At 50.5% G+C, this 22,110-nt stretch carries 20 protein-coding genes and 2 riboswitches; of the genes, 8 read left to right on the forward strand and 12 right to left on the reverse strand.

Annotated elements, in window-relative coordinates; translation table 11 throughout:
• Nucleotides 1-82 precede the first annotated feature (82 nt).
• The 4 genes from ACLB09_RS21975 to ACLB09_RS21990 form a co-directional block, all read right to left on the reverse strand.
• Nucleotides 83-1,480, reverse strand: coding sequence for an ABC transporter substrate-binding protein (locus tag ACLB09_RS21975; RefSeq protein WP_410771990.1), 1,398 nt, complete (start codon nt 1,478-1,480; stop codon nt 83-85).
• Nucleotides 1,481-1,857: 377 nt separating this feature from the next.
• Nucleotides 1,858-2,628, reverse strand: coding sequence for a succinate dehydrogenase iron-sulfur subunit (sdhB, locus tag ACLB09_RS21980; RefSeq protein WP_410771991.1), 771 nt, complete (start codon nt 2,626-2,628; stop codon nt 1,858-1,860).
• Between the two features lie 12 nt (nt 2,629-2,640).
• Nucleotides 2,641-4,386 (reverse strand): succinate dehydrogenase flavoprotein subunit, encoded by a 1,746-nt coding sequence (sdhA, locus tag ACLB09_RS21985; protein ID WP_410771992.1) that lies wholly within the window; start codon nt 4,384-4,386, stop codon nt 2,641-2,643.
• 129 nt (nt 4,387-4,515) lie between these two features.
• The gene (locus ACLB09_RS21990) at nt 4,516-5,187 is read right to left on the reverse strand and encodes a succinate dehydrogenase cytochrome b558 subunit (RefSeq protein WP_410771993.1); all 672 of its coding nucleotides are present in this window, start codon (nt 5,185-5,187) and stop codon (nt 4,516-4,518) included.
• Nucleotides 5,188-5,430: 243 nt separating this feature from the next.
• On the opposite strand from ACLB09_RS21990, the gene ACLB09_RS21995 reads away from it, so the two are divergent.
• From ACLB09_RS21995 to ACLB09_RS22010, 4 genes are all read left to right on the forward strand, one after another.
• Nucleotides 5,431-6,333 carry a LysR family transcriptional regulator gene (locus tag ACLB09_RS21995; RefSeq protein WP_410771994.1) on the forward strand — a complete coding sequence of 301 codons (903 nt, stop codon included), beginning with the start codon at nt 5,431-5,433 and terminating at the stop codon, nt 6,331-6,333.
• Nucleotides 6,334-6,471: 138 nt separating this feature from the next.
• The gene (locus tag ACLB09_RS22000; protein WP_410771995.1) at nt 6,472-6,843 is read left to right on the forward strand and encodes a GntR family transcriptional regulator; all 372 of its coding nucleotides are present in this window, start codon (nt 6,472-6,474) and stop codon (nt 6,841-6,843) included.
• 23 nt (nt 6,844-6,866) lie between these two features.
• The gene (locus ACLB09_RS22005) at nt 6,867-7,769 is read left to right on the forward strand and encodes an ATP-binding cassette domain-containing protein (protein WP_410771996.1); all 903 of its coding nucleotides are present in this window, start codon (nt 6,867-6,869) and stop codon (nt 7,767-7,769) included.
• On the forward strand, nt 7,753-8,439 hold the full coding sequence (locus ACLB09_RS22010; protein WP_410771997.1) for a hypothetical protein: 687 nt from the start codon (nt 7,753-7,755) through the stop codon (nt 8,437-8,439). The genes ACLB09_RS22005 and ACLB09_RS22010 overlap by 17 nt, the downstream gene beginning before the upstream one ends.
• Before the next feature lie 60 nt (nt 8,440-8,499).
• On the opposite strand, the gene ACLB09_RS22015 is transcribed toward ACLB09_RS22010, so the two are convergent.
• From ACLB09_RS22015 to ACLB09_RS22025, 3 genes are read right to left on the reverse strand one after another with little or no spacing between them, the layout of a single operon-like run.
• A complete protein-coding gene (locus ACLB09_RS22015; RefSeq protein ID WP_410771998.1) occupies nt 8,500-9,744 on the reverse strand; it encodes a cation:proton antiporter in 1,245 nt (414 codons plus the stop codon).
• 49 nt (nt 9,745-9,793) lie between these two features.
• Complete coding sequence (locus tag ACLB09_RS22020; RefSeq protein WP_410771999.1) at nt 9,794-10,456, reverse strand: potassium channel family protein; 663 nt, start codon at nt 10,454-10,456, stop codon at nt 9,794-9,796.
• A gap of 13 nt (nt 10,457-10,469) precedes the next feature.
• Nucleotides 10,470-11,747 (reverse strand): TrkH family potassium uptake protein, encoded by a 1,278-nt coding sequence (locus tag ACLB09_RS22025; RefSeq protein ID WP_410772117.1) that lies wholly within the window; start codon nt 11,745-11,747, stop codon nt 10,470-10,472.
• Between the two features lie 124 nt (nt 11,748-11,871).
• A riboswitch (cyclic di-AMP (ydaO/yuaA leader) is annotated at nt 11,872-12,032 on the reverse strand.
• A 288-nt stretch (nt 12,033-12,320) separates the two neighbouring features.
• Between ACLB09_RS22025 and ACLB09_RS22030 the strand changes: the two genes are divergently transcribed.
• Complete coding sequence (locus tag ACLB09_RS22030; protein ID WP_410772000.1) at nt 12,321-14,036, forward strand: CPBP family intramembrane glutamic endopeptidase; 1,716 nt, start codon at nt 12,321-12,323, stop codon at nt 14,034-14,036.
• Here the strand turns inward: ACLB09_RS22030 and uvrC are convergent.
• Entirely contained in the window at nt 14,005-15,975 is a 1,971-nt protein-coding gene (gene uvrC, locus ACLB09_RS22035; RefSeq protein WP_410772001.1) for an excinuclease ABC subunit UvrC, read from the reverse strand. The two genes, ACLB09_RS22030 and uvrC, sit on opposite strands and share 32 nt — an antisense overlap.
• 104 nt (nt 15,976-16,079) lie before the next feature.
• On the reverse strand, nt 16,080-16,397 hold the full coding sequence (gene trxA / locus ACLB09_RS22040; RefSeq protein WP_114496946.1) for a thioredoxin: 318 nt from the start codon (nt 16,395-16,397) through the stop codon (nt 16,080-16,082).
• Between the two features lie 269 nt (nt 16,398-16,666).
• Here trxA and ACLB09_RS22045 point away from each other — a divergent pair, with 269 nt between their 5' ends.
• Complete coding sequence (locus tag ACLB09_RS22045; RefSeq protein WP_114496945.1) at nt 16,667-16,822, forward strand: YqzM family protein; 156 nt, start codon at nt 16,667-16,669, stop codon at nt 16,820-16,822.
• A gap of 90 nt (nt 16,823-16,912) precedes the next feature.
• Here the strand turns inward: ACLB09_RS22045 and dnaI are convergent, their stop codons facing one another.
• The 3 genes from dnaI to ACLB09_RS22060 form a co-directional block, all read right to left on the reverse strand.
• On the reverse strand, nt 16,913-17,866 hold the full coding sequence (gene dnaI / locus ACLB09_RS22050) for a primosomal protein DnaI (RefSeq protein ID WP_410772002.1): 954 nt from the start codon (nt 17,864-17,866) through the stop codon (nt 16,913-16,915).
• 26 nt (nt 17,867-17,892) lie between these two features.
• Nucleotides 17,893-19,416 (reverse strand): replication initiation and membrane attachment family protein, encoded by a 1,524-nt coding sequence (locus ACLB09_RS22055; protein WP_410772118.1) that lies wholly within the window; start codon nt 19,414-19,416, stop codon nt 17,893-17,895.
• Between the two features lie 243 nt (nt 19,417-19,659).
• Entirely contained in the window at nt 19,660-19,824 is a 165-nt protein-coding gene (locus ACLB09_RS22060; RefSeq protein WP_410772003.1) for a hypothetical protein, read from the reverse strand.
• 35 nt (nt 19,825-19,859) lie between these two features.
• Nucleotides 19,860-19,944: riboswitch (cyclic di-GMP riboswitch) on the reverse strand.
• A 465-nt stretch (nt 19,945-20,409) separates the two neighbouring features.
• On the opposite strand from ACLB09_RS22060, the gene ACLB09_RS22065 reads away from it, so the two are divergent.
• The gene (locus tag ACLB09_RS22065) at nt 20,410-21,534 is read left to right on the forward strand and encodes a hypothetical protein (RefSeq protein ID WP_410772004.1); all 1,125 of its coding nucleotides are present in this window, start codon (nt 20,410-20,412) and stop codon (nt 21,532-21,534) included.
• A complete protein-coding gene (gene sipW, locus ACLB09_RS22070; RefSeq protein WP_410772005.1) occupies nt 21,524-22,099 on the forward strand; it encodes a signal peptidase I SipW in 576 nt (191 codons plus the stop codon). The genes ACLB09_RS22065 and sipW overlap by 11 nt, the downstream gene beginning before the upstream one ends.
• The last annotated feature ends 11 nt before the right edge of the window (nt 22,100-22,110 follow it).

Here is a 22,110-nt window from a genome sequence, read left to right on the forward strand (position 1 = left end):
AAATGGCTTTCTATACTCGCCGGTCATGAAATACGCCACGGCACACCGGTTTGGCCCACCGTGGCATAAGTGTTTATGCTAATTACTTGGCTTTTTCGGTTTTCCAGCTATCCTTGAAGATCGTCACAACTTCATCCCAAGTTTTGTTGCCTTGAGCATATTGCAGCAAAGCGTCGCCAAATACGTTCTTGAACTCTTCGCTAGGGAATGCGGCGAACGTCCAAGGTACGGATACGATACCGTCTTTAGCCATCCAGTTGGTCACTTCTTTAGCCAGTGGATCGGCAGGTTTTTCGTTTTCATTGAAGGTATTGAATGGTGCGATGAATCCCAGCTCGTTCGTTACATAAGCTTTACCTTTGTCACTGGAGAACAGCCATTCCAGGAAAGCGATCGAAGCTTGTTGTTTCTCAGGCGATACCTTGCTGTTGATCGAGAGATAGTTTTCCGTACCGATGGCCAAACCTTGGCTTTCTTCGCCGGCTACACCGGTGTAAATCGGCAGGAATTTGATATCTTCCGCTTTTACGACGTTACCTTCAACTTCGTTGATTTGGGACCAGCCCCAGTTTCCGTTTTGGACCATCGCGGATTGACCCAGCGCGAACTCGGCCATGGAATCGGTTACGGATTTGCTTCCTAACAGACCGCCTTTTGTAACCGAGTTGTTGATGTAAAGGTCAAAAATGTTTTTGAAATTCGGATTGTATTTAAATTCGACTTCGTTCGAGGCAAGACCGGCCAAAACGGTGTTATCATAAGCCGTGTTGTCTTTGAACTCATAGTACAAAGGCAGGTTGGCCAAGTGAGTTTGCCATCTCCATTGCTCGCCTGCAGCCAGCGAAGTGGAGGAGAATACGCCTTTGATTCCCAATTGGTCTTTCTTGGCAGTCATGTCTTCAACGACGGCTTTCAAAGTGTCGAAGTTTTTGACGTCGGCCATCGATGACGCCGAAACGGCTTTATCCGACAATTCGAAATACTTCTTCATAATCGCATCATTGTAAATAATGCCGTAGCCTTCTACAACGTACGGGATTCCGTAAACGCCGCCTTCGTTGGTAACGGCCAGGCTTTGGTCGGACAAGTAGCTGTAAAGCTTCGTATCTTTCAAATCGAGCGAATAATCTTTCCAGTTTTGATAGCCTACGGGACCATTAATTTGGAAAATCGTCGGCGCATCGGATTTGGCGATTTCGGATTTCAGCGTCGTCTCATAAGTTCCCGCTGCCGCAGTAACGACCTTAACCTTGACCCCGGTTTCAGCTTCATAGTCCTTCGCGATTTTCTCGTAAATTTCCGCAATTTCCGGTTTAAAGTTCAAGAAGTAAATTTCGCCCGCTTTTTTAGCCGGGGCGGAGCCTCCATTAGCTCCCGAATTGTTCACATTCGCTTCATCGTTTTTGTTGCCGCACCCTACTGCAAGCCCGGCGACCAAAGTTAAAGCCAGCATCAAACTCCATAGCTTTCTAACCTTCATTTGTACTTTCCCCCTCGAATGAATTCGAAATAATATCGCGAAATGAATACGCTTCCGTTTTTCCGGTTTCGTTTTCGGTAACGATTCCGAAAACCATATCGGCATCCTTTTCGGTAACGTTTTCAATCTCAACGTCATATTAGCATAGAGGTTTTGTCTTCGGCAATATAAAATTTAAATTTTTCTTCGATGGATTCATTATCTTCCTTTTTATGTCAGTTTTTCGGCGATAATTTTCCAGTGGAAATTTCCAATAGAGTGGGATAACTACCGGTTCTGCCTCGCCAAAGGGAAGAGTAATCCGGAGTCACCCCCTCCCTTGGAATGCCGCAAAAAAAAACCGGGCGCACCGGCCCGGTTTTCGCTATTCTTGCAAGTTACACGCCCAGCCAGCGCTTGAACATATGCTTGCTGGTCGCCTTGTTCATTTCGGCGATCGAAGTGGTCAGCGGGATGCCCTTCGGACAGGCGCGGACGCAGTTTTGCGAGTTGCCGCAGCCCTCGATCCCGCCCTCTTCCATCAGCGCCTCGAGACGCTCCTCGGCGTTCATCTCGCCCGTGGGATGCGCGTTAAACAAGCGCACCTGGGAGATCGCCGCCGGGCCGATGAAATCGGTCTTCTCGTTGACGTTCGGGCAAGCCTCCAGGCAGACGCCGCAGGTCATGCATTTGGACAGCTCGTAAGCCCATTGACGCTTCTTTTCCGCCATCCGCGGCCCGGGACCCAGATCGTACGTACCGTCGATCGGAATCCAGGCTTTGACGCGTTTGAGGGCGCTGAACATCCGGCTGCGGTCGATGACCAGATCGCGCACGACAGGGAATGTTCGCATCGGTTCAACGCGAATCGGTTGCTCCAGGTTGTCGATCAGCGCCGCACAAGCCTGGCGCGGCTTGCCGTTGATGACCATCGAGCACGCGCCGCACACTTCCTCCAGACAGTTAGACTCCCAGCATACCGGAGTCGTGTTTTCCCCTTTCAAATTGACCGGATTCCGTTGAAATTCCATCAAGGCGCTGATGACATTCATGCCCGGACGGTAATCCAGCTCAAATTCTTCCGTATAAGACGCCGACTTGGGATCATCCTGGCGCGTAACAACAAATTTCACTTTTTTCGCCGTTAGTTTCGTATCCGCTGTTGCCATAGTCTCTCCCCCCTATTTGTCCTTCGAATAATCGCGAACCCGCGGCGGGATCAAAGAGACGTCCACATCTTCATAAGAAATCTGCGGACCGTCAGGCGTCCACGTCGCCTTGGTTGTCTTCAGGAACTCCTCGTCATTACGAGTCGGGAAATCCGGTTTATAGTGGGCTCCCCGGCTCTCGTTGCGAAGCAGCGCGCCCAGCGTCATCGCTTCGGACAACTCCAGCATGTTCCACAGCTGGCGGGTAAAAGCGGCCCCGGCGTTGTTCCAGCGGGACGTATCATTAATGTTAATATTTTTGTAGCGCTGCTTCAGTTCCTTAATCTTGCCGATCGTCGCTTCCAGCTTACTGTTTTGGCGAACTACGGTCATGTTTGCCGTCATCCATTCGCCAAGCTCCTTATGCAGCACATACGGGTTCTCGGTCCCGTTCATGGCAAGTAATCCTTCGTACTTATCTTCCTGTGCTTTACGGTAGTTCTCATAGATCTGCGGATTAAGATCCTCCGCCGATTTTTTCAGGCCGCGGATGTATTCCACCGCTTTCGGCCCGGCCACCATCCCGCCATAGATCGCGGAAACCAACGAGTTGGCCCCAAGCCGGTTCGCGCCGTGATACTGATATTCGCATTCCCCTGCCGCAAACAGGCCGGGAATGTTCGTCATTTGATTGTAATCGACCCACATGCCGCCCATGGAATAATGGACCGCCGGGAAGATTTTCATCGGAATTTTGCGAGGGTCGTCGCCCATAAACTTTTCATAGATTTCGATGATTCCGCCGAGCTTCACATCCAGTTCTTTCGGATCCTTGTGGGACAAATCGAGGTAAACCATGTTCTCCCCGTTGATCCCGAGCTTCATATCGACGCAGACATGGAAGATCTCCCGGGTCGCAATATCCCGCGGAACCAAGTTGCCGTACGCCGGATACTTCTCCTCAAGGAAGTACCACGGCTTGCCATCCTTATACGTCCAGATCCGCCCGCCTTCCCCGCGCGCCGACTCTGACATTAGTCTTAGCTTGTCATCGCCGGGAATCGCCGTCGGGTGAATTTGGATAAATTCGCCGTTCGCGTAATTGACGCCCTGCTGATATACCGCGCTTGCCGCTGTTCCTGTATTAATAACCGAGTTCGTCGTTTTGCCAAAAATAATGCCAGGACCTCCCGAAGCCAAAATGACTGCATCCGATGCGAAAGTAACGATTTCCATGGAGCGCAGGTTTTGCGCACAGATACCGCGGCAGACGCCCTCATCATCAAGAACGGCGGAAAGGAACTCCCAGTTCTCGTATTTGGTGACCAGCCCTTCCGCTTCATAACGCCGTACCTGTTCATCAAGAGCGTAAAGAAGCTGCTGGCCTGTCGTTGCACCGGCAAATGCCGTGCGGTGGCGCTTCGTTCCGCCGAACCGGCGGAAATCGAGCAGTCCTTCCGGCGTCCGGTTGAACATGACGCCCATCCGGTCCATCAGATGGATGATGCCCGGCGCCGCCTCGCACATCGCTTTAACCGGAGGCTGGTTCGCCAGGAAGTCGCCACCGTACACGGTATCGTCGAAATGCTCCCAAGGGGAGTCGCCTTCGCCTTTTGTATTTACCGCTCCGTTAATGCCGCCCTGCGCGCAAACGGAGTGGGATCTCTTGACCGGAACGAGCGAGAACAGATGTACTTGAACCCCGGCTTCCGCCGATTTGATCGTAGCCATCAGGCCAGCCAGACCGCCGCCGACAATAATTACGCTTTGTTTAGCCATCTCTATCTTCAACTCCTAAAAGAGGATGTTCAAAAGTTGCCTTTTGGGTACCGAAGCGGCTTCAAAAGCAGGATTCCGGCACAAGAAAATGCAATCGTTTTGAAACATCACGAAATATTTTACTTTTAATTATCCGATAAATACCCGAAGCGTCTCCAGCAATGCCGTCCCGTCCGCCTGAAATTCCACGCCGCGGAAAGCGAACAAGGACCAGGTGAACATCACGGCCGTAACCGCGAACAGAGTCATACAGATATAGGAAGAAACCCGTTGCGCCCTTGGACCGACCGTAATTCCCCAACTTACCATGAACGACCAAAGTCCGTTAGCAAAGTGGAATGCAGCCGATACGACTCCGATCAGATACAAGATAAAGAAGAACGGATTCATCACGATCTCATGCATCACGCCACCCAATTCTTCGTGCGTCACATTGCCGAGAGCGACCTGCACCCGGGTTTCGTAAAGATGCCAGATCACGAACGCAAAGACGAGGACCCCCGAAATCCGCTGAAGCAGATAGCGCAGATTACGCTCATTGCGGAACCGGGTATTGTTGGGCTTTGCCTGAAATGCGATATACATCCCGTACACGCCATGATACAGGAGCGGCAGCCAAATCCCGACAAGCTCCAGCACGATGACCAACGGCAAGCCGTTAAGAAAGGCGACGCTGTCCTTAAAGCCTTGGCTTCCGCCTTCTACTGCGGAAAAATTCGTAAGCATGTGTTCCAGAATAAAAAAACCGAGCGGAATGACACCCAGAAGCGAGTGCAGTTTTCTGGAATAAAACCCTTTCATAAGCCCATATGCCCCTTTCCCGTTTCCATACTTCCTCATACTTTTTTTAGTATTCACTAATGATAGACCGCTAGACGTATATGATAAATTACACAAATAACCGGTCTTTTCCCCTTGTTACAAAAGTAACATGTGAACATCTTGTGTCACTTTTCATGTTACTCCTTTTTATCTTATAATGGAATTGCAATATAATTATTAATACTTATAACAAAATAACATAAGGAAAGTTGGTCCTCTGCTATGATGGAAGATCTGCTCGTATTTACGACGGTCGTGGAGCAATCGAGTTTAAATAAGGCATCGAAATTGTTGAATTTGTCTCAGCCGGCCCTGTCGAGAAAAATCGCCAAGCTGGAGGAAGAGTGGGGGGTATCGCTATTTTCGCGGAAAGGGAAACGTTTGGAGCTGACCCGCGTCGGGCATGAAGCCTATATTTATGCGCTCGAACAGCGGCAGCGCCATCAGAACTTCCTGCAGTCGGTCTCCAGGTTCAAAGCTTCCGAACGCAGCGTAGTTACGCTCGGGGCAAGCCTTACGACGATTCAGACGACGCTGCCGCCGCTCGTTACGGCGCTGATGAATAAATTTCCGGACATCGAGGTCAAGCTGGTCACGGGGAAAACCCATGAAATCGTTTCTTACGTCCGCGACCGCAAAGTCGATGTCGGCGTCATTGCCTCTTCGATCAGCGAAACGGGGCTTAAATGCATTCCCCTGTTTCAGGATCACCTCGAACTGGTCGTTCCCCGGGGTCACGAACTGGCGGGAAACCATCATGCAGGCATGGAGCATTTAAACGGTCGTTCCATGATAGTTTTCTCCAAGGGGACCTGGTACCGCAAGCTGATTGACGACCTCTTCGGTCGTTACGGGATCATCCCGGACATCCGCATGGAAATCGATTCCTTTGAAGCGATCGTGCGCCTGTTGCCTACTTGCAAAGCTGCGGCGCTGCTGCCAAAATCCTACTTGCGCAAGCAATTGCTGAAAGATAATGATCTCGTCTCCGTGCCGATGCAGGAACTCGAACAGACGCGGAGGGAAACCTGTCTGATCTATGGTGATAAATCGGAGCTAAGCCATGAAACGAAGGAGTGGTTTACGGGCATTAAAGAGAGTCTTGCCGAAGCGCTATCCCTATAAAATAATTCATAAGATGACTAATGCAGCCGGATAATCCGGCTGCTTTTATTTTATCATACACCGCTCGCCTGTTGACAATTAATCCCTTTAGTTGTATGGTTAGTTACATAAGTAATTAACCAATGTGGTGGTGAAGAGATGGGTGTATTAAGCGACGATGGACGTCCGATTTTCCAGCAAATTGCCGAAAAAATCGAAGATGACATTATTGAAGGAAGATTGCCTGAAGAAACCCAGGTGCCTTCTACCAACCAATTTGCGACCTTTTATCAGATCAATCCGGCGACGGCGGCAAAAGGCGTTAATTTGCTGGTGGATCAGGAGATTTTGTACAAGAAAAGGGGGATTGGCATGTTCGTTGCATCGGGAGCGCAAGAGGTATTGGTAGAGAAACGGAAGCAGCAATTTTTTGACCAGTATATCGTAGTGATGCTGCGCGAGGCCGCCAAATTGGGAATATCGCCGCGGCAGATCGCGGAAATGATTCAAAAGGCAGAAGCTGCCGATTAAGGATGACGAGAGGAGAAATTGTTGTGAATTCTATTTTGGAATGTCGCCAAATTGCTAAAAAATTCGGCAGTACCGAAGCGATCCGAAACGCAACCACGACTTTTGAAGAAGGAGCCGTTCACGGGCTTCTGGGAGCTAACGGTGCCGGCAAAACAACCCTGCTCCATATTCTTTCCGGCCTGATCTATCCCAGCCAGGGGCAGGTGATGTACGACGGTCAACAAGTCCATGACAATCCCGCCGCCATTCCGAACATCTGCCTGGTCAAATCGGATGAGCGTTCCTGGGCCGATTATAAAGTCAAAGATTTGATTAAATATTGTTCACTGCTGCTTCCGTACTGGGACGAAAAATTCGCCGTCGAACTGCTGCGAAAATTCCGCTTACCCGCCAAAAAGAAATACAAAGAACTTTCGAGAGGCATGCAATCGATGGTCGGCGTCGTGAAAGGGCTGGCCAGCCGCGCTCCATTGACTCTGTTTGACGAGCCTACCCTGGGGCTGGACGCCGACATGCGGGAGACCTTCTACGAATTGATGATTTCCGATTGCGGCGAGCGCCAGCGCACGATGATCCTGTCGACCCATCAGATCGATGAATCCGCCAATCTGTTTCAATATATAACGCTGATGGAACAAGGGGTTATCACCTCCCATATGGAGAAGGATGCCTTCGTGGAACAGGGGCGTTACCTGCAAGGCGATTCGACGCTGCTGCTGCCTTTAGCCTCCGACCCTCGCGTACTTCATGAAGAATCACTGGCCGGAACGACCGTGCTTGTCTGGTACGGGGAGTTGGAAAACAAAGTCGATCTGGAACGCCGAGGCATCAAAATCGGTCCGGTTCCGCTGCAAAAGCTGTTCGTCTATTTGACACGCAAAGGAAATTTGAATTCGGAGGAAAAATACTATGGAAACTTCTCGTAAAATGCTGCGCTTCCATTGGTTAGACAACTTCAAACCGCTGACGGTTTTTTGGTCTATCCTGCTGCTGGTAGATATCGCGCTAGTGGTGGCACAGCGTTATTTTCCCGAAGTTCTGAACACTTCCGACAACTTTTTATTTTCGGCCAACTACGGAGCCATTGCCATCTATCTTCTGGTCTGCGGTATTTTGATGGCAACGAGCAGCTTTCCTCTGTTAATGAGCTTCGGGATTCCCCGGCAAAAGTTTTATCTCAACTTGATCGGCACGACTGTTCTTTTATGCGCCGCCATGTCCTTGATGCAAAACATGGTTGTGTACGTAGGATACTCGGTGATGCAGCTGTCGGGGATTACCATAGAAGCAAGCATCACGCCTTTCTTGCTCTTGTGGTATTGCCAATGGACCTTCTACCTGCTCGACATGTTTTTGTTCATTTTGCTCGGCACCGTGTTTTACCGGTTCGGCACGCTTCCCGGCTTGATTACGATCGCTTTTTATATTCTGGTCTTAAACCTCGTCCCCGGCGATTTGGATTTTGCGGATAACTTTGAATTGGCAGCATCAGGATTGTCAAACGTGACGCTATCCCATCTGTTCCTCGGCATGACCGTCGTTCTGATCGGGATCGGCTGGTTGCTTTATCGCCGCGCCCCCGTACGTACTTATTAATCCAAGGAATCGAATCCGCGGTTCATGAACCGTGACCCAAAAAGAAGCTGCGGCCAAGTCCTAAGACTTTGCCCCAGCTTCTTTAATTTCCAAGCCAAGCTTTCGCGCCACCCAGGCGGTCGTGCTCGCCTGAATGACGATCGTCAACACGATCGCCATAAACGTAATCGCCGAAATGATTTCGGCATGCGGGATACCCATCCCGACGATCATTCCCGACAGCGCAGCCGGGATGACGCCGGTTTCGCGGACCCAGCACATGAACAACAGCTCCCGCCAAGTCCATTTTACTTTCCGGTCCGGAATAGCGCACAGAAATACGGTGAGCGGGCGTGCCACAAACATCAGCACCAGCACCGCCGCCAGGCTTTGCCAGAAGTAATGGCCGAGCGTACCGAAGTCCACTTGGCTGCCCAGCAGCACAAAGATCAACATCCGCATGATGACCGTAATATTTTCCGCGAAAGAACTGGTTTCGATATGCTTGTCTTTCATCGAAAGATTGAAAACCTCCGCATTGCCCCAGATCACTCCGGCGACAAACGTCGCCATAAAACCGCTGACATGAAGCAGATCGGCAATCAGGTAACTCGACAGAGCGCAGACGATCATGACAATCGTAGTATACTCCCGGAAAACGCCATGCCGGGCATGCCCGGTGAAATAGGTCAACAGCCCGGAGATAACTAGCCCGATAAGAATTCCACCCAGTGCGGTTTTCACGAAATCCAGGGTCATCCCGCCAAAGTCCAGCTTTCCGCCACCCGCCACTGCGGCCAGCAACGAGAAGGTCAGAATCGAGCCCGTCGCATCATTGAACGCCGATTCGCTTTCCACCGTTTCCCGGACCCGCTCCTTGATCTTCACCTGCTTGAATACCGGAATGATCGATGCCGGGTCCGTGGAAGCGATGACCGCTGCCGCCAAGAAGGCAAAGACCCAATCGACGCCGAACAGGAAATGTACGCCGAGGCCTACGGCCAACACGGAAATGATGACGCCGGGCACACTGAGCATCGTTAGGGTAATCCAGACTTTCCGGAGGCCGCTGAGCTTCAAATTCCGGCCGCCGTCAAACAGAATCAGCGCCGAACCTACGGTCAGTATGGTTTGATTGATCAGCGATCCGCTGGATTCATGTATCAGATTCAAACCGGGCCCCAGCAGCATGCCGACGGCGATAAACACCGCAACGTCGGGCAACTTCAGCAATGCAGCCAATTTTCCGGAAACCATCCCGACGCTGATAACAAATAATATCAAAATAAGAAAGTGCCGAATCGCTTCAGTTGCGGCCGATTCCATCCCAGTCACACTCCAACCGTTTATCAAAATCAAAGATCAATAATAAAGATCATTCGTTGATGATTGCTTCAAATTCCTCAATGTTTTTCTTTGCTCCGATAAGAACCATAATGTCGCCTTGCGTCAGATGATCCATCGCCGTCGGCGCGATAATGACTCCACTCTCCCGGTGGATAGCCACAATGCTGCACCCGAACCGGGCTCTCGGGTTCAGATCACCCACGTTTTTCCCATTCAGGCATTCAGGCACTCTAAGTTCTACGATGCTATATTCTTTGGAAAGCTCAATGTAATCCAGCAGGTTCGGAGTCACAAGCTGATGGGCGACGCGTACCCCCATATCCCTCTCGGGAAAAATGACCCGGTCAACGCCCAATTTTTCCAGCGCCCGGCCATGGAGAACGGAAATCGCCTTGGCCACAACCGTCTTGATTCCAAGATCTTTGAGAAGGATGGTGGAAAGAATGCTCATTTGAATATCATCTCCGATCGCCACAATGCCGCAATCGAAATTCCGTACGCCTAACGATTTCAGCACTTCCTCATCCGTCGCATCGGCAACTACGGCATGCGTAAGACGATCGTTCCACTCTTCGACCACTTCCTCGCTCCGGTCCACGCCCAGAACCTCATAACCGAGGTTCATCAGCTCAAGCGCCAGACTGGAACCGAAACGCCCCAGTCCGATCACTACAAACTGCTGTGTTTTCATGTCGCTTTTCCCCTTATCCTATAATCATTTTGCCTTCGGGATGTCTATACAGTTCTTTACCCTTCTTCGGTCCGAGCGCATAAGCCAATGTCAAAGGCCCGAGCCGTCCGGCAAACATGGTGAAGCTGATAATGATTTTTCCGATGAGCGTCAGTTTCCCCGTGAGTCCCATCGTAAGCCCTACAGTCCCGAATGCGGACGTCGTCTCGAACAGAATGCTCAGGAAACTGGCGTCTTCCGTCGTCGACAGGACCATTGCTACGGCAATGACCAGAAATAAGGCCAACATCGTGATCGTTACGGCCTTGAATATCCGCTCCTGGGCCAAACGGTAACGGAACAGCACCAGGTCCGAACGGCCGCGGATCATCGAGATCACCGCTCCGACAAGGATCGTGAAGGTCGTCGTCTTGATGCCGCCTCCGGTCGAACTCGGCGAAGCCCCGATAAACATCAGGATGATCATAAAGAATTGAGTGGCCTGTCTAAGCCCGCCGATGTCCAACGTATTGGCCCCCGCGGTTCTGGGCGTCACCGACTGGAAGAATGAGCCCCAGATTTTCCCGCTCCAGTTCAGCGGCTCCAGGGTTTTGGAGTTCGTGAACTCGAATACGAAAATAACGAGCGCTCCGACCAGAATCAAGGCGGTAGTCATGGACAAAACCACTTTGGAATGCAGCGATAACTTACGGCGGCGCCGGAATTCGATCAAGTCGGATAGGACGATAAAGCCGATCCCCCCGGAAACGATCAGGAACATCGCTACGAAGTTAACGATCGGGTCATTGACATACTGGGTCAAGCTGCGATATTCGCCGAACAAATCAAAGCCAGCATTGTTGAACATGGAGACTCCATGGAAAATGCCGTAGTACAGCGCCCGGCCGAGCGGCATGTCGAAAGACCAACGGATGGCGAACAGCAGTGCCGCGCCGCTTTCGATGATCAGCGAGTACATCAACACTTTCCGGATCAAACGGACGATGCCTTCCATCGTATTCTGATTCATGGCCTCCTGAAGCAGAAGCCGGTCTTTCAGCGAGATTTTCCGTTTAAATACGAGAGCGAACAAGGTGGCCATCGTCATGAAGCCGAGCCCGCCAACCTGGATGAGCAACATGATGACAACCTGGCCGAACGTCGAAAAATACGTACCTGTATCCACTACGACGAGCCCGGTTACGCAGGTTGCCGAGGTCGCGGTGAAGAAAGCGTCGATAAAAGGAAGCGATTCTCCGGTCGTACTTGAAATCGGCAGCATCAGAAGCAGGGCACCGACCAGGATAATCATGGCGAACCCCAGTACTAAAACCTGGGGCGGAGAGAACTTGATCCATTTGGATATCAACGCGGTCACCTCATTACCAATTTTGGGCAAAAAAGAAAAAAGCACTGGAAATCCAATGCCTTTTGATTGGTCCCTGCTGCAAAGGCCTACGAGGTTAGCTGACGGATTCGGGCTTGCGCGGTCTGCCCTATTCGCTCTTTCACCAGGTCCGGGACCCGTGAAACAGACGAAATTCACCCCTAAATATCGGTTCCCCCGTTTTCGGTAGAAATTCGGCCACTATATAAATTTCATTTGTTTTCATTTCATTTTCGTCAAATTGGATTATAAGCCTTATTCCCTTCCACCACAAAGGTTTAATTGGATGAAATAGCTCGATAATAACCTAAAAGGAAGGAAACAAGCCGCAGGTTGAAGCCTTCTCTAAGCTATGCTTGAGTTTGCCGTGGTTATTGCGTCTTTTCATGAAATTATCCTCATCTCTGGCGCCGCGAACTCCCCTGTGTTATCTTTACTTTGATGTAGATGTGCCGAAAACATACAGTTTCACAAAAAATCGTTAAAAGGAGTTTTTGCATGGATTCCTACTCAAAACCGCAGACGCGAAGGATGAAAACCCGGACGTTATGGATACTTGCCGCCATCGGGCTGATCGTCTTTATTCTGCTTCAAATCGTTCCCGCTACCGACTCTGAAACCCTGCAAATGGAGCAGTCAGCCGAGTTGATCACCAAAGCACAGGCCGAGGAATCCGCGGCCAAGTTCGCGGAAACCACGCTCGGTTTGTCCGGTCCTTTCGACGACGCGCTGGTTACTTATGAAACGCGTGCCGATATATACGGATATCTAACCCGAGAAGACCTGATGGTTGACTATCTGAAAAAATATGAGAAGCAATTTCCATATGACATCTTCCAGGTCCGGTTTAAAAAGCCCGGCGGGCTTCTAAGCTCTTTAACGGTCGATGTCCATATGACGACGGGCAAAGTTGTCGGCTTTAAGGAAATTCCCGAGACCGGGTTTCCGGGCTTGGGGATTAGCGATTCATCTGACGCCGTTTCCGCAAATTCGGGAGTAGAGGGCCTTACCTGGGAGGAAAAGCTGGCGTTGGCCCATCCTTATTTGAAGTCGCTCGGTTACGGCGACGATACCCAGCTGGTTGTCGATGAAACCCCGGCGGGCTTGGCGTTAACGGTCACGGGCTATGAAGCCGGACAATCCAATGCGCAAATCGATATCGTTTTCTACGAAGGCAAAGTCTCGGGGATCGAGAGTTACTTTACCGTTCCGCAAAGCCATACGGATTACGTTAAAGGCCAAACGACGATCGCCAATTGGCTGACTTATGCCGGCTACGCTTTATTGACTTTTGTACTGGGAATATTGGCTATCGTTTATAGCGCGTTGACCAAGGTACATACTTCATTCAAGCGGGGAATATTACTTTCTTCCATATATTTCGTAATTTCCATGGGCTCGGCGATCAATATGCTTCCTTATTTCGAAAAAGAAGGATTAAGCGGCCCACTGCTGATCTTTGGGCTTTTGTTCCAGGGGGGCGTTACTTTGGTGCTTGCCGGTTCGGTGTATTTCTCGCTGGTCGGTGGCGACGGGCTCTGGCGTAAACAAGGGATTAACCTATGGGGCCGGGCCAAAGAGCAGGGTTATGGACGACACGTCCTGACTTCCATGGCCGATGGCTATGCCTGGGCGCTTATCTTATTGGGCGTTCAGTCGGTAATCTTCTTTATTCTGGAAAAAACGATCCATATGTGGTCCACCACGGACGCATCCCAATCGCCTTATAATATGGTTTATCCCGTTCTGCTTCCTTTGCTCGCCTGGGTGGCAGGCATCGGGGAAGAGGCCGTATACCGGCTGTTCGGAATTCCGATGTTGAAAAAAATGTTCCGCAGCACGCTCGTCGCGAGCGTCATTACTACGCTGATCTGGGCATTCGGCCACACGCTGTATCCGATCTATCCGGTCATCTCCCGTCCGATCGAACTATTGATCATCGGGTTGCTGTTCAGCTTCATTTTCCTGCGTTACGGATTTATCGCCGTTCTCTTCTCGCATGTCATCTTCGACAGCATTCTGATGTCGCTGAGCATCATGTTTACGGGCGGAACGGTAAATATCGCCGCAGGCATATTCTACATCGCATTGCCGGCGATCGTCGCCTATGTGATCTACCTGTTCAATCCTCCGGGTAAGGAACGACCGCCCGTTCCATCGCAAAAGAAAGAGGAGCCGTTGTTCACGACTCCTCATCCCGAAGGGCATTTATAATCTCATTGGCAAGCTTATCGCCGATAGAAAGAGGCCGAAAGTCTTCGACGGAGGCCTCTTTCATTTTTTTAAGCGAACCGAAATGCTTCAATAACGCTTTACGGCGTTTTTCCCCGATCCCGGGGATCGAGTCGAGGCGCGAAGCCACCATCGATTTGGCCCGCTGCTCGCGGTGAAACGAAATCGCAAAACGGTGAACCTCGTCCTGAATGCGCTGAAGCAGATAGAACTCCTGGCTGTCCCTCGGCAAATGCACCGGTTCGGGCGGATCGCCCACCATCAGCTGCGCCGTGCGGTGTTTGGCGTCTTTCACCAAGCCGCCCACAGGAATAAACAGGCCCAACTCATTTTCCAGGATGTCGATGGCTGCGGAAATCTGCCCCTTGCCGCCGTCGACGATGATCAGATCGGGCTGCGGGAGGTTTTCCTTCAGCACCCGTTCATATCTGCGGCGAATCACTTCACGCATCGTTTCGTAATCGTCCGGACCTTGAACGGTCCGGACTTTGTATTTCCGGTATTCTTTCTTCGCCGGTTTCCCGTCAATGAAAACGACCATCGCAGACACGGGGTTTGCCCCCTGGATGTTGGAATTATCGAATGCTTCGATGCGCGATACCCGTTCCAGCCCGATGGAGCGGCCCAGATTGTCCGCGGCACCCTTCGTCCGCTCCTCATCCCGCTCAATCAGGCGGAATTTTTCATCGAGCGCCACGCGCGCGTTGTCCACGGCCATCGTGATCAACTGCTTCTTGAGTCCGCGCTGCGGCACAAGCGTCTTCACGCCGAGCCACTCGTTCAGCGCCGAAGCGCCGCTTACCGCGTCCAGCGTCTCGCTGCTGCCCTCATCCTGCGAAGACCCGGATTCCTGCTCACTTGATGCCGCAGCCGCGGTGCCAGCCTCTTCCGGTCTAGCAACGGGCTCGGCGGAGTCCGCTCCGTCCGCTGCGCCTTCGCTCATGCCCGGAAGGAGGATTTCTTTCGGCAATGCCGGATTATCGCTGTAATACTGGGTTACATAGGACAGAAAATCGCTATAGGCATCGCCGTAAAAAGGAAATACCGACGCATGGCGTTCGATCATTTTCCCCTGCCGCATATAGAGGATCTGGACGCACATCCAGCCCTTGTCCACGGCATAGCCGAACACATCGCGGTCCTTGGCGTCCGCCGTCGTGATCTTCTGCTTTTCCATAAGCGCATCGATATTAATAATCTGATCCCGCAGTTCCTTCGCTCGCTCAAAATACAAGTCTTCCGCGGCTTCTTGCATTTTCCGCTGTAATTCCTTCTTGATCTCCTCATGCCCGCCGCTGAGGAAGGAGGTGATTTCCTGCGTCATCTGCTCATAAGCCGACTCCGGCACTTCCTTCACGCACGGGGCCAGACATTGGCCCATATGGTAATACAGACATACTTCCTTCGGCATGACGTTGCATTTCCGAAGCGGGTACATGCGGTCGAGCAGCTTTTTGGTCTGCTGCGCGGCATAAGCGTTCGGATAGGGGCCGAAATATTTCGCCTTATCCTTCAGCAGCCGGCGGGTTACTTCCAGCCGGGGATGAGGCTCATTCGTTATTTTAATATAAGGAAACGTTTTGTCGTCCTTGAGCAATACGTTATAACGCGGATAATGGGTTTTGATCAGATTGCACTCCAGAATGAGCGCTTCCATATTGCTGCCGGTCACGATATATTCAAAATCCCGGATATCCGCAACGAGCCGCTGCGTCTTGCCGTCGTGGCTGCCCGTGAAATAAGACCGGACCCGATTTTTTAATATTTTGGCCTTGCCCACATAAATAATGGTGCCTTCTTTATTCTTCATCAGGTAACAGCCGGGCAAATCCGGCAGCAGCGCCAGCTTGTGGCGAATCGCTTCCATCGCCTTCTCCCTGTCTTCCTGAGTTTCCGTTACGTTTCTAGACACTGAATCCATGCAACATGCCTCCTCCCCACATGGAATAGCTTCCGCTCTTACGCAGAAAACGCCCCCGGACATGCCGGAGGCGTAGACCAAGCTAACTGAAATACACCTTGATCTTATTGGTGTTTAGCGATCAGGTTTTTCAGGTTTTCTTTGGAGTTCAGTCCTACAACTTTGTCTACGGGTTGACCGTCTTTGAAGAAGATCAAAGTAGGAATGCTCATCACGCCGAAACGGGAAGCGGACTCCGGATTTTCGTCCACGTTCACTTTCGCGATTTTAACGGAGTCTCCGACTTCGTTCGCCAAATCTTCGAGGATCGGGGCGATCATTTTGCAAGGACCGCACCAAGGGGCCCAGAAATCCACCAGGACAGTGCCCTGTCCTTCGACTTCGTTATTGAAAGTTTGATCCGATACATTAACAATTGCCATTTGCAATCTCCTCCTTATATTTGTGCCCAGGATCAAAATCTGTCCAGAGGCAAATTTTATGATATTTGAATCATCAATGAATGCTGCACACTCCGAAAACGGCGTGTTGTCAATTATACCACATTTTTTTAGTAAAAGAAAAATCGTAATGAATACGCCTTCTTTACAAATTTCAAGGCGATTGGTTATACTAATAATAACCCAAAAACGAATTGTCTATGATGTTTATTATTGACAACGAGTTTATTTTGCGAGGAGGCCTTGCCGCCATGGATGCAAACACGCATGTGACCGATCCCCGGGAGCATATTAACGAAGAACCCCGCAACGACTTATTCGATCTCATGAACGGTTTTTTCGGGATGCTCACGTTTATGGCCGTTATTTTCTTCGGAATGGTTATCGTCAAGTTCATTGCCGGTTAAGCGCGGCGAGTCTACGGCAAAAAGTCGGGCAAGGGATGAAATATTCCCCTGCCCGACTTTTTTGTTTAATCGATAAATGATGGCCTTTAATCAAACCTTGCCGCGCTTGTTGTTCCCGCTGACGGTGACGACGTCCACAAACGGCGCAATCCGGTCCATCAACCGCTGCCCTTTATGGATTTCCTCCCCGTCTTTGCTGGTAAAGCTCAGGTGTTTCTCCAGCGCCTTCAAGGAATAGTTGGAGGTATAAAAGGTGGGCTTGCGATTCATCCGGTAGTTTAAAATGGAGCCCATCACATGATCCCGCACCCACGGATTTAAATTCTCCGCCCCGATATCGTCGAAAATGAGCAGATCCGCCTGCTTCATTACTTCGGTCGTTTCCTTCAGCTTCTGACTGTCCTGCAGCATGGACTTCAAGTCCTCCACGAATTCCGGCATGTAAACGATCACCCCGGAATACCCCTCTTTAGCCAGTTCATGCAGCAGATAACACATCAGAAATGTTTTCCCGGTTCCGAAGTGGCCTTCCAGGTAAAGCCCGCGGGTACTCAGACCCGACTCCTTCGTTTCGTTGATATAGCGGAACACCTGACCTACAGCTGGGGTCCGTGCGGTATCTCTGGTCAATATCTCAACTTCTTTGTAACCTTCGCTTAAAGCCCGCTCATCAACATAAAAACTTTGTATCCGCTTCTTTACCAGCATTTGATGTTCGAATTGCAATTGCTTAGGACAAGGCACCTGACGGTCGACCAACTGCGGTCCAGCGCCGTTATTCTCCACCGTCAGCTTCGTGAAATGCCCCGGGAAGTCGTTGGGGCAGTTGTCCAAGCCCGGACAAGCCGCGCAGTGCCGGCTGTCGTTCACGTATTGATACAGCTTCGCCATACCGCGAAGCAGATGTTCTTCGGTAAGCTCCGGATGACGGATGCACAAATCGCGCACCAGCGGTTCGTTCATCATTCTGGCGTTCAATTCCTCCGAACGCCGCCGGAGCTGCGGGCTTTTCATTTGCGACAGCAGTTCCCCGAGGGATTCCATAATTCTCACACCTTTTTACTTGATTCTCATCCCTTTTTCTTGCTGGATTGCATATGTTCAGCCATCTTGAGCAATTCGGCAAATTCTTCTTCCGAGACGCCCTGATTTCCAGTAGAGCTCTGTACGATCGGGATTTCCGGTTTCGGCTTAGCTCCCCGGCTGTTATAGGTTCTTCCGCGTCCGGCCCCGGCCGCCGAAGGCTGCGCCGGTATTTTCTCTTTCAACTTGGCCTGATCGCGTATATATTGAACGGCTTTCTCATAGGTGTTGACCTGCTTCATCAACATATTCGACGCAATCGCATCGACGAAATTGCGATTGATCCGCTGTTCGCCGCCGGATGTAAGCAACGCCATCAAATAATGAATCAGCACATTGATGACCTCGCCGGGCAGCTTGTAGTTCAGATCGATTTTTTCGAATATATCGAGCAGGTTATCCGGCACCGCCCCCGGAAAAAACGTCTTTAACAACCGGGTATACGGCTCGTTCCGAAGCATCATATTATATTGATGCACATCGCATTTGTTCATAAACTGAGGCGGAACCTCGACGTAATACTCCATCTGGACGGCTACTTCTTCCTGATGGCTTCCGGTTTCCTGACTCGACTCATCCGCACGAATGGAGACCACCTTGGCATAAGCGATTTCCCGCTCCTCCTGGCGCCGTTTCCCCTGTCTGAAATGCAGGTTCGCTTTGTGCTGCAACTCGTCGAGCAGCAGCGTACCGCTTGGATCGAAGACACCGTCTTCATCCAGCAAGCGGCATAGATCCTGCACGCTAAGGTCATACTTGCGGGCCACATAATTGGCTACCCCCATGCCTTCGGGGTCAAACCGCAGTTTTTCCACAAAGGTGCGATTTACGGATTCCCGCGGAAAACGGATAATGATGTCGGCGTAATTGAGCGCATCCGCTTCCTCCTCCGTCTTCATTCCCGGCTGCCTCGCAATGGAAGTCTCGGCGATGGCCTGTTCCAGCTCATAATCGATAGAATGCGTATTAAGTTCGAAAATCTCGTAAAACGGCACCGAGATATTCTCCTTATTATAGGTTAATCCGTACAAATCCCCAGGCTCCGGACAAAAAAAGCGCTCCCTCAGCGACAATACCGCAAATTTACCGATTTTATCGCGCAGCAGCAGCGTCAGGTGTTGAGTGCGGAAAAATTCAGCCGGAGACAATGGCGGCTGAAGTTCGTATTCATACAAATAATCGTCACCGTCCGGTATGTACAAGCGACTACTTTGCAGCAGCCCGACCGCTTCCAGCTTGGAGGCTTGTTCAATCAGAAGTGTGCGCCCTTTCTCACTCGGCTCCAGGCCCATCGTCAGAAACAGCCCCCGCTGCTGCTCAATGGCCGAATAGCCCACTTGCTCCAGCGGAACCTGCTCAGCCAGCAGCCTGTACAGCGCCACGGCCAGTGCTCCTACCATAGGCTGATAAATCAATCCGAGCATTTTATCGTCCACGGGACTAAGAGAGAAGTCACGGTATACGCAATAACGGTGATTTTCGGTAAAATGCAGCATGTTGTTCATGCGCACGGCTTCATCGCTCCTTCCCAATACGTACATTTAGACTTTCTCTATTCTATCACAAATCCGCTAGACCCGAATCGTTAAAACCTTACAAAAAACGCTAAAAATTTCCCTCCCCGCGGCATTACCTGTGTTTCTCAGCTTATTTGCCCGATTCCCTTATTCAAATGAACGTGCAATTGCAAAACGGAGACCCTCCCGCCATACAGGATGATCTCCGCTCCTCTATTTATCGCAATAAAAATGAAGTTATCCATTTTGCTCCAAACAAACTCGGTAATCCCCTCTTAGAAAGCCGCGAACCACATCAATCGGAATTCCCGCCTCCTTGGCCATGATGAGCAAATTAACCCATTCCGGATCTACTTCCTTGGCATATCCATCATTCACGAATACCTGGGCGGAATTTTCCAACTAAATTCTCCTCCTAAGATTATCTTGTTATCTCCCCAGGCAGTCCGGCCATCCTAGTATTTCTACCTTAGACCCGAAACTTTGCGCCCCTGCTTTTCAGCAAGTTTACCCTTTACTGGCATCATCCGATTTAAGCAACCAGGTTAGCATCGACAATGAAGATTTAAAATCATTATAAAGGAACTCGTATAAAAAATATGTCGGTGTAGGTAAAGAAGTATTTGGATTTTTCAAGAAAACGTTGGCTTAATTTGTTATATGAGAGGCAATCTTCACGAAAGCGGTCTATTCATCAAAAAACCTTCCCGTCATCGTTCTCAATAAAGAATCTCATTCGTGGAAACGGGCGATTATTAATGAAAACAGGTGATTCCGGAAGAAAAACGTTCGTTATAAGGAATAAAATATGGAATTTCCAGTTTTTCTTTTGGGCGCATTTTGATTATATTCGAATTGCATTCTTTATAGCGAACAAATTTGAGAAGTCATGTTGCTGCGTAATGCCACAGGAAGGGAGGACTTTGTCTGCGAAGAACAAGATCGGGGTGGATTCGTAAAACCCGAAAAAAAAAGCGGCATCAATATATGGTCAGAACGGTTCAATCCAGTATGGTGCTATCCACATTATTATTCTACGCTTCGCAGCAGGTCGGCACCACGTACGGTGAATTCAATAGCATCAAGGAAGACTTTACGGGTATTCAGGCCTGCGAGATTTTTCCGGAGAAAATCGAGAGCTTGCTGAGTGATTTAAACGCCCATTTGGATCGAGCCTCATTTTATAAAAATAGTTTGCAAATGGTTTCAGTAACCTATGACACTTATGAAGCAACTTGGAGCGCATGGACATCGGAGAACCTTACCGTCACTGCCTCGACTTATGGCGAAGGCGGATTTGGAGGGCCTGCGGGAATGGAGCAGGAAACAGCCGCAGCCGACGTTTCCGGACAGATCGCCGAACTTTCCAAACAGCTGGAGAATCTTCAGCTTATATATGACGGTAACCGGAGCGCCTGGGATCAATTGTCCGCCGAAATGTCCGCCAGCTCGGCGATTACGCTTGAATTGCTCCAACTCATTCAGCAATCCCAACCCAATTGCGTGGAAATCAGGCAGGCTTCACTGTTCGGCAGCATCAGTGATCGGGTGAATCAGCCCCAGTTTCTGTCCGGTGCCCTTCGGGACTCACTCGGCGACATTCTTGCATATTTGCGAAAAATATATGATGCCGGACTAGAACTCGACCGCCTTCCCTATCTGTCGACCAATCGTATTGAAGGGATTTACGTGTTCGAGGGATACGCCGCCAACGGGGATCCCGTCAGTCAGGAACTGCTGGCTTATTACAACAGCTTGCAACAATCCATGTCATCCACTATGACCGACTTATCTTCCGACATCCTAAAATTGGAGGAATTCCAAGCAACCCTGCTCGAAGCCGCGGAGTTACGGCGACTGGCGGAGTTGGAGCGGGCGAAGCAGCTTGAAACGGAACAAGCGAAGCAGTTGGAACAAGAACAACAAGAGCTGGAGCAAGAGCCGAAACAGGAGGAAGAGCAGCATGAGGACACCGATTTAGGCCATGGCGAAACACCTCCGGGTGTGGATGAGCCTCATCAGGACACCGAAAGCGGCAGCGAGCCTGTTGATGCCCCGATAAATGCTGATCCGAATCAAACAGGTACAGGAGTCGATGCAAATGATGTTTAAACGAATACTAGGCCACATTGTAACGATTGTTATGGTACTTTTATTTATCTTGGTCGCGGGATCAGTCATTCTGTCCAAAGTTTCCGGCGGGGAGCCGACCTTCTATGGCTATCAGTTGAAAAGCGTTCTTTCCGGATCGATGGAGCCGGCAATTCATACAGGATCCATTGTAGCGATTAAACCGGAAGGTGACACATCCGGTTTCAACAAAGGCGATATAATCACCTTTCGTGCCGACGAGAACCGGCTGATTACCCACCGCATCGTAGAGGTCGTTAAAAACGAGCAAACCAATCAGGTGATCTATCGCACCAAAGGCGACAGTAACGACGCCCCGGATATTGAACCGGTGAGTTCGGTAAACGTCATCGGCCGGTATACCGGGTTCACGATTCCTTACATTGGCTACATTGTTAGCTTTGCCGGGACGAAACTCGGAAATGTCACGCTCTTGATTGTGCCGGGATTGCTGCTTGTCTTCTATGCCGTCATCACCCTCTGGAAAGCCATCTCATCGCTGGAAGAGAAAAAACAAGGGCCCGATGGAGCCACGAAAACAACGTAACTCGCTCACTG

Source organism: Fontibacillus forbon, assembly GCF_046559655.1.
In the GTDB taxonomy this organism is placed as follows: Bacteria; Bacillota; Bacilli; order Paenibacillales; family Paenibacillaceae; genus Fontibacillus.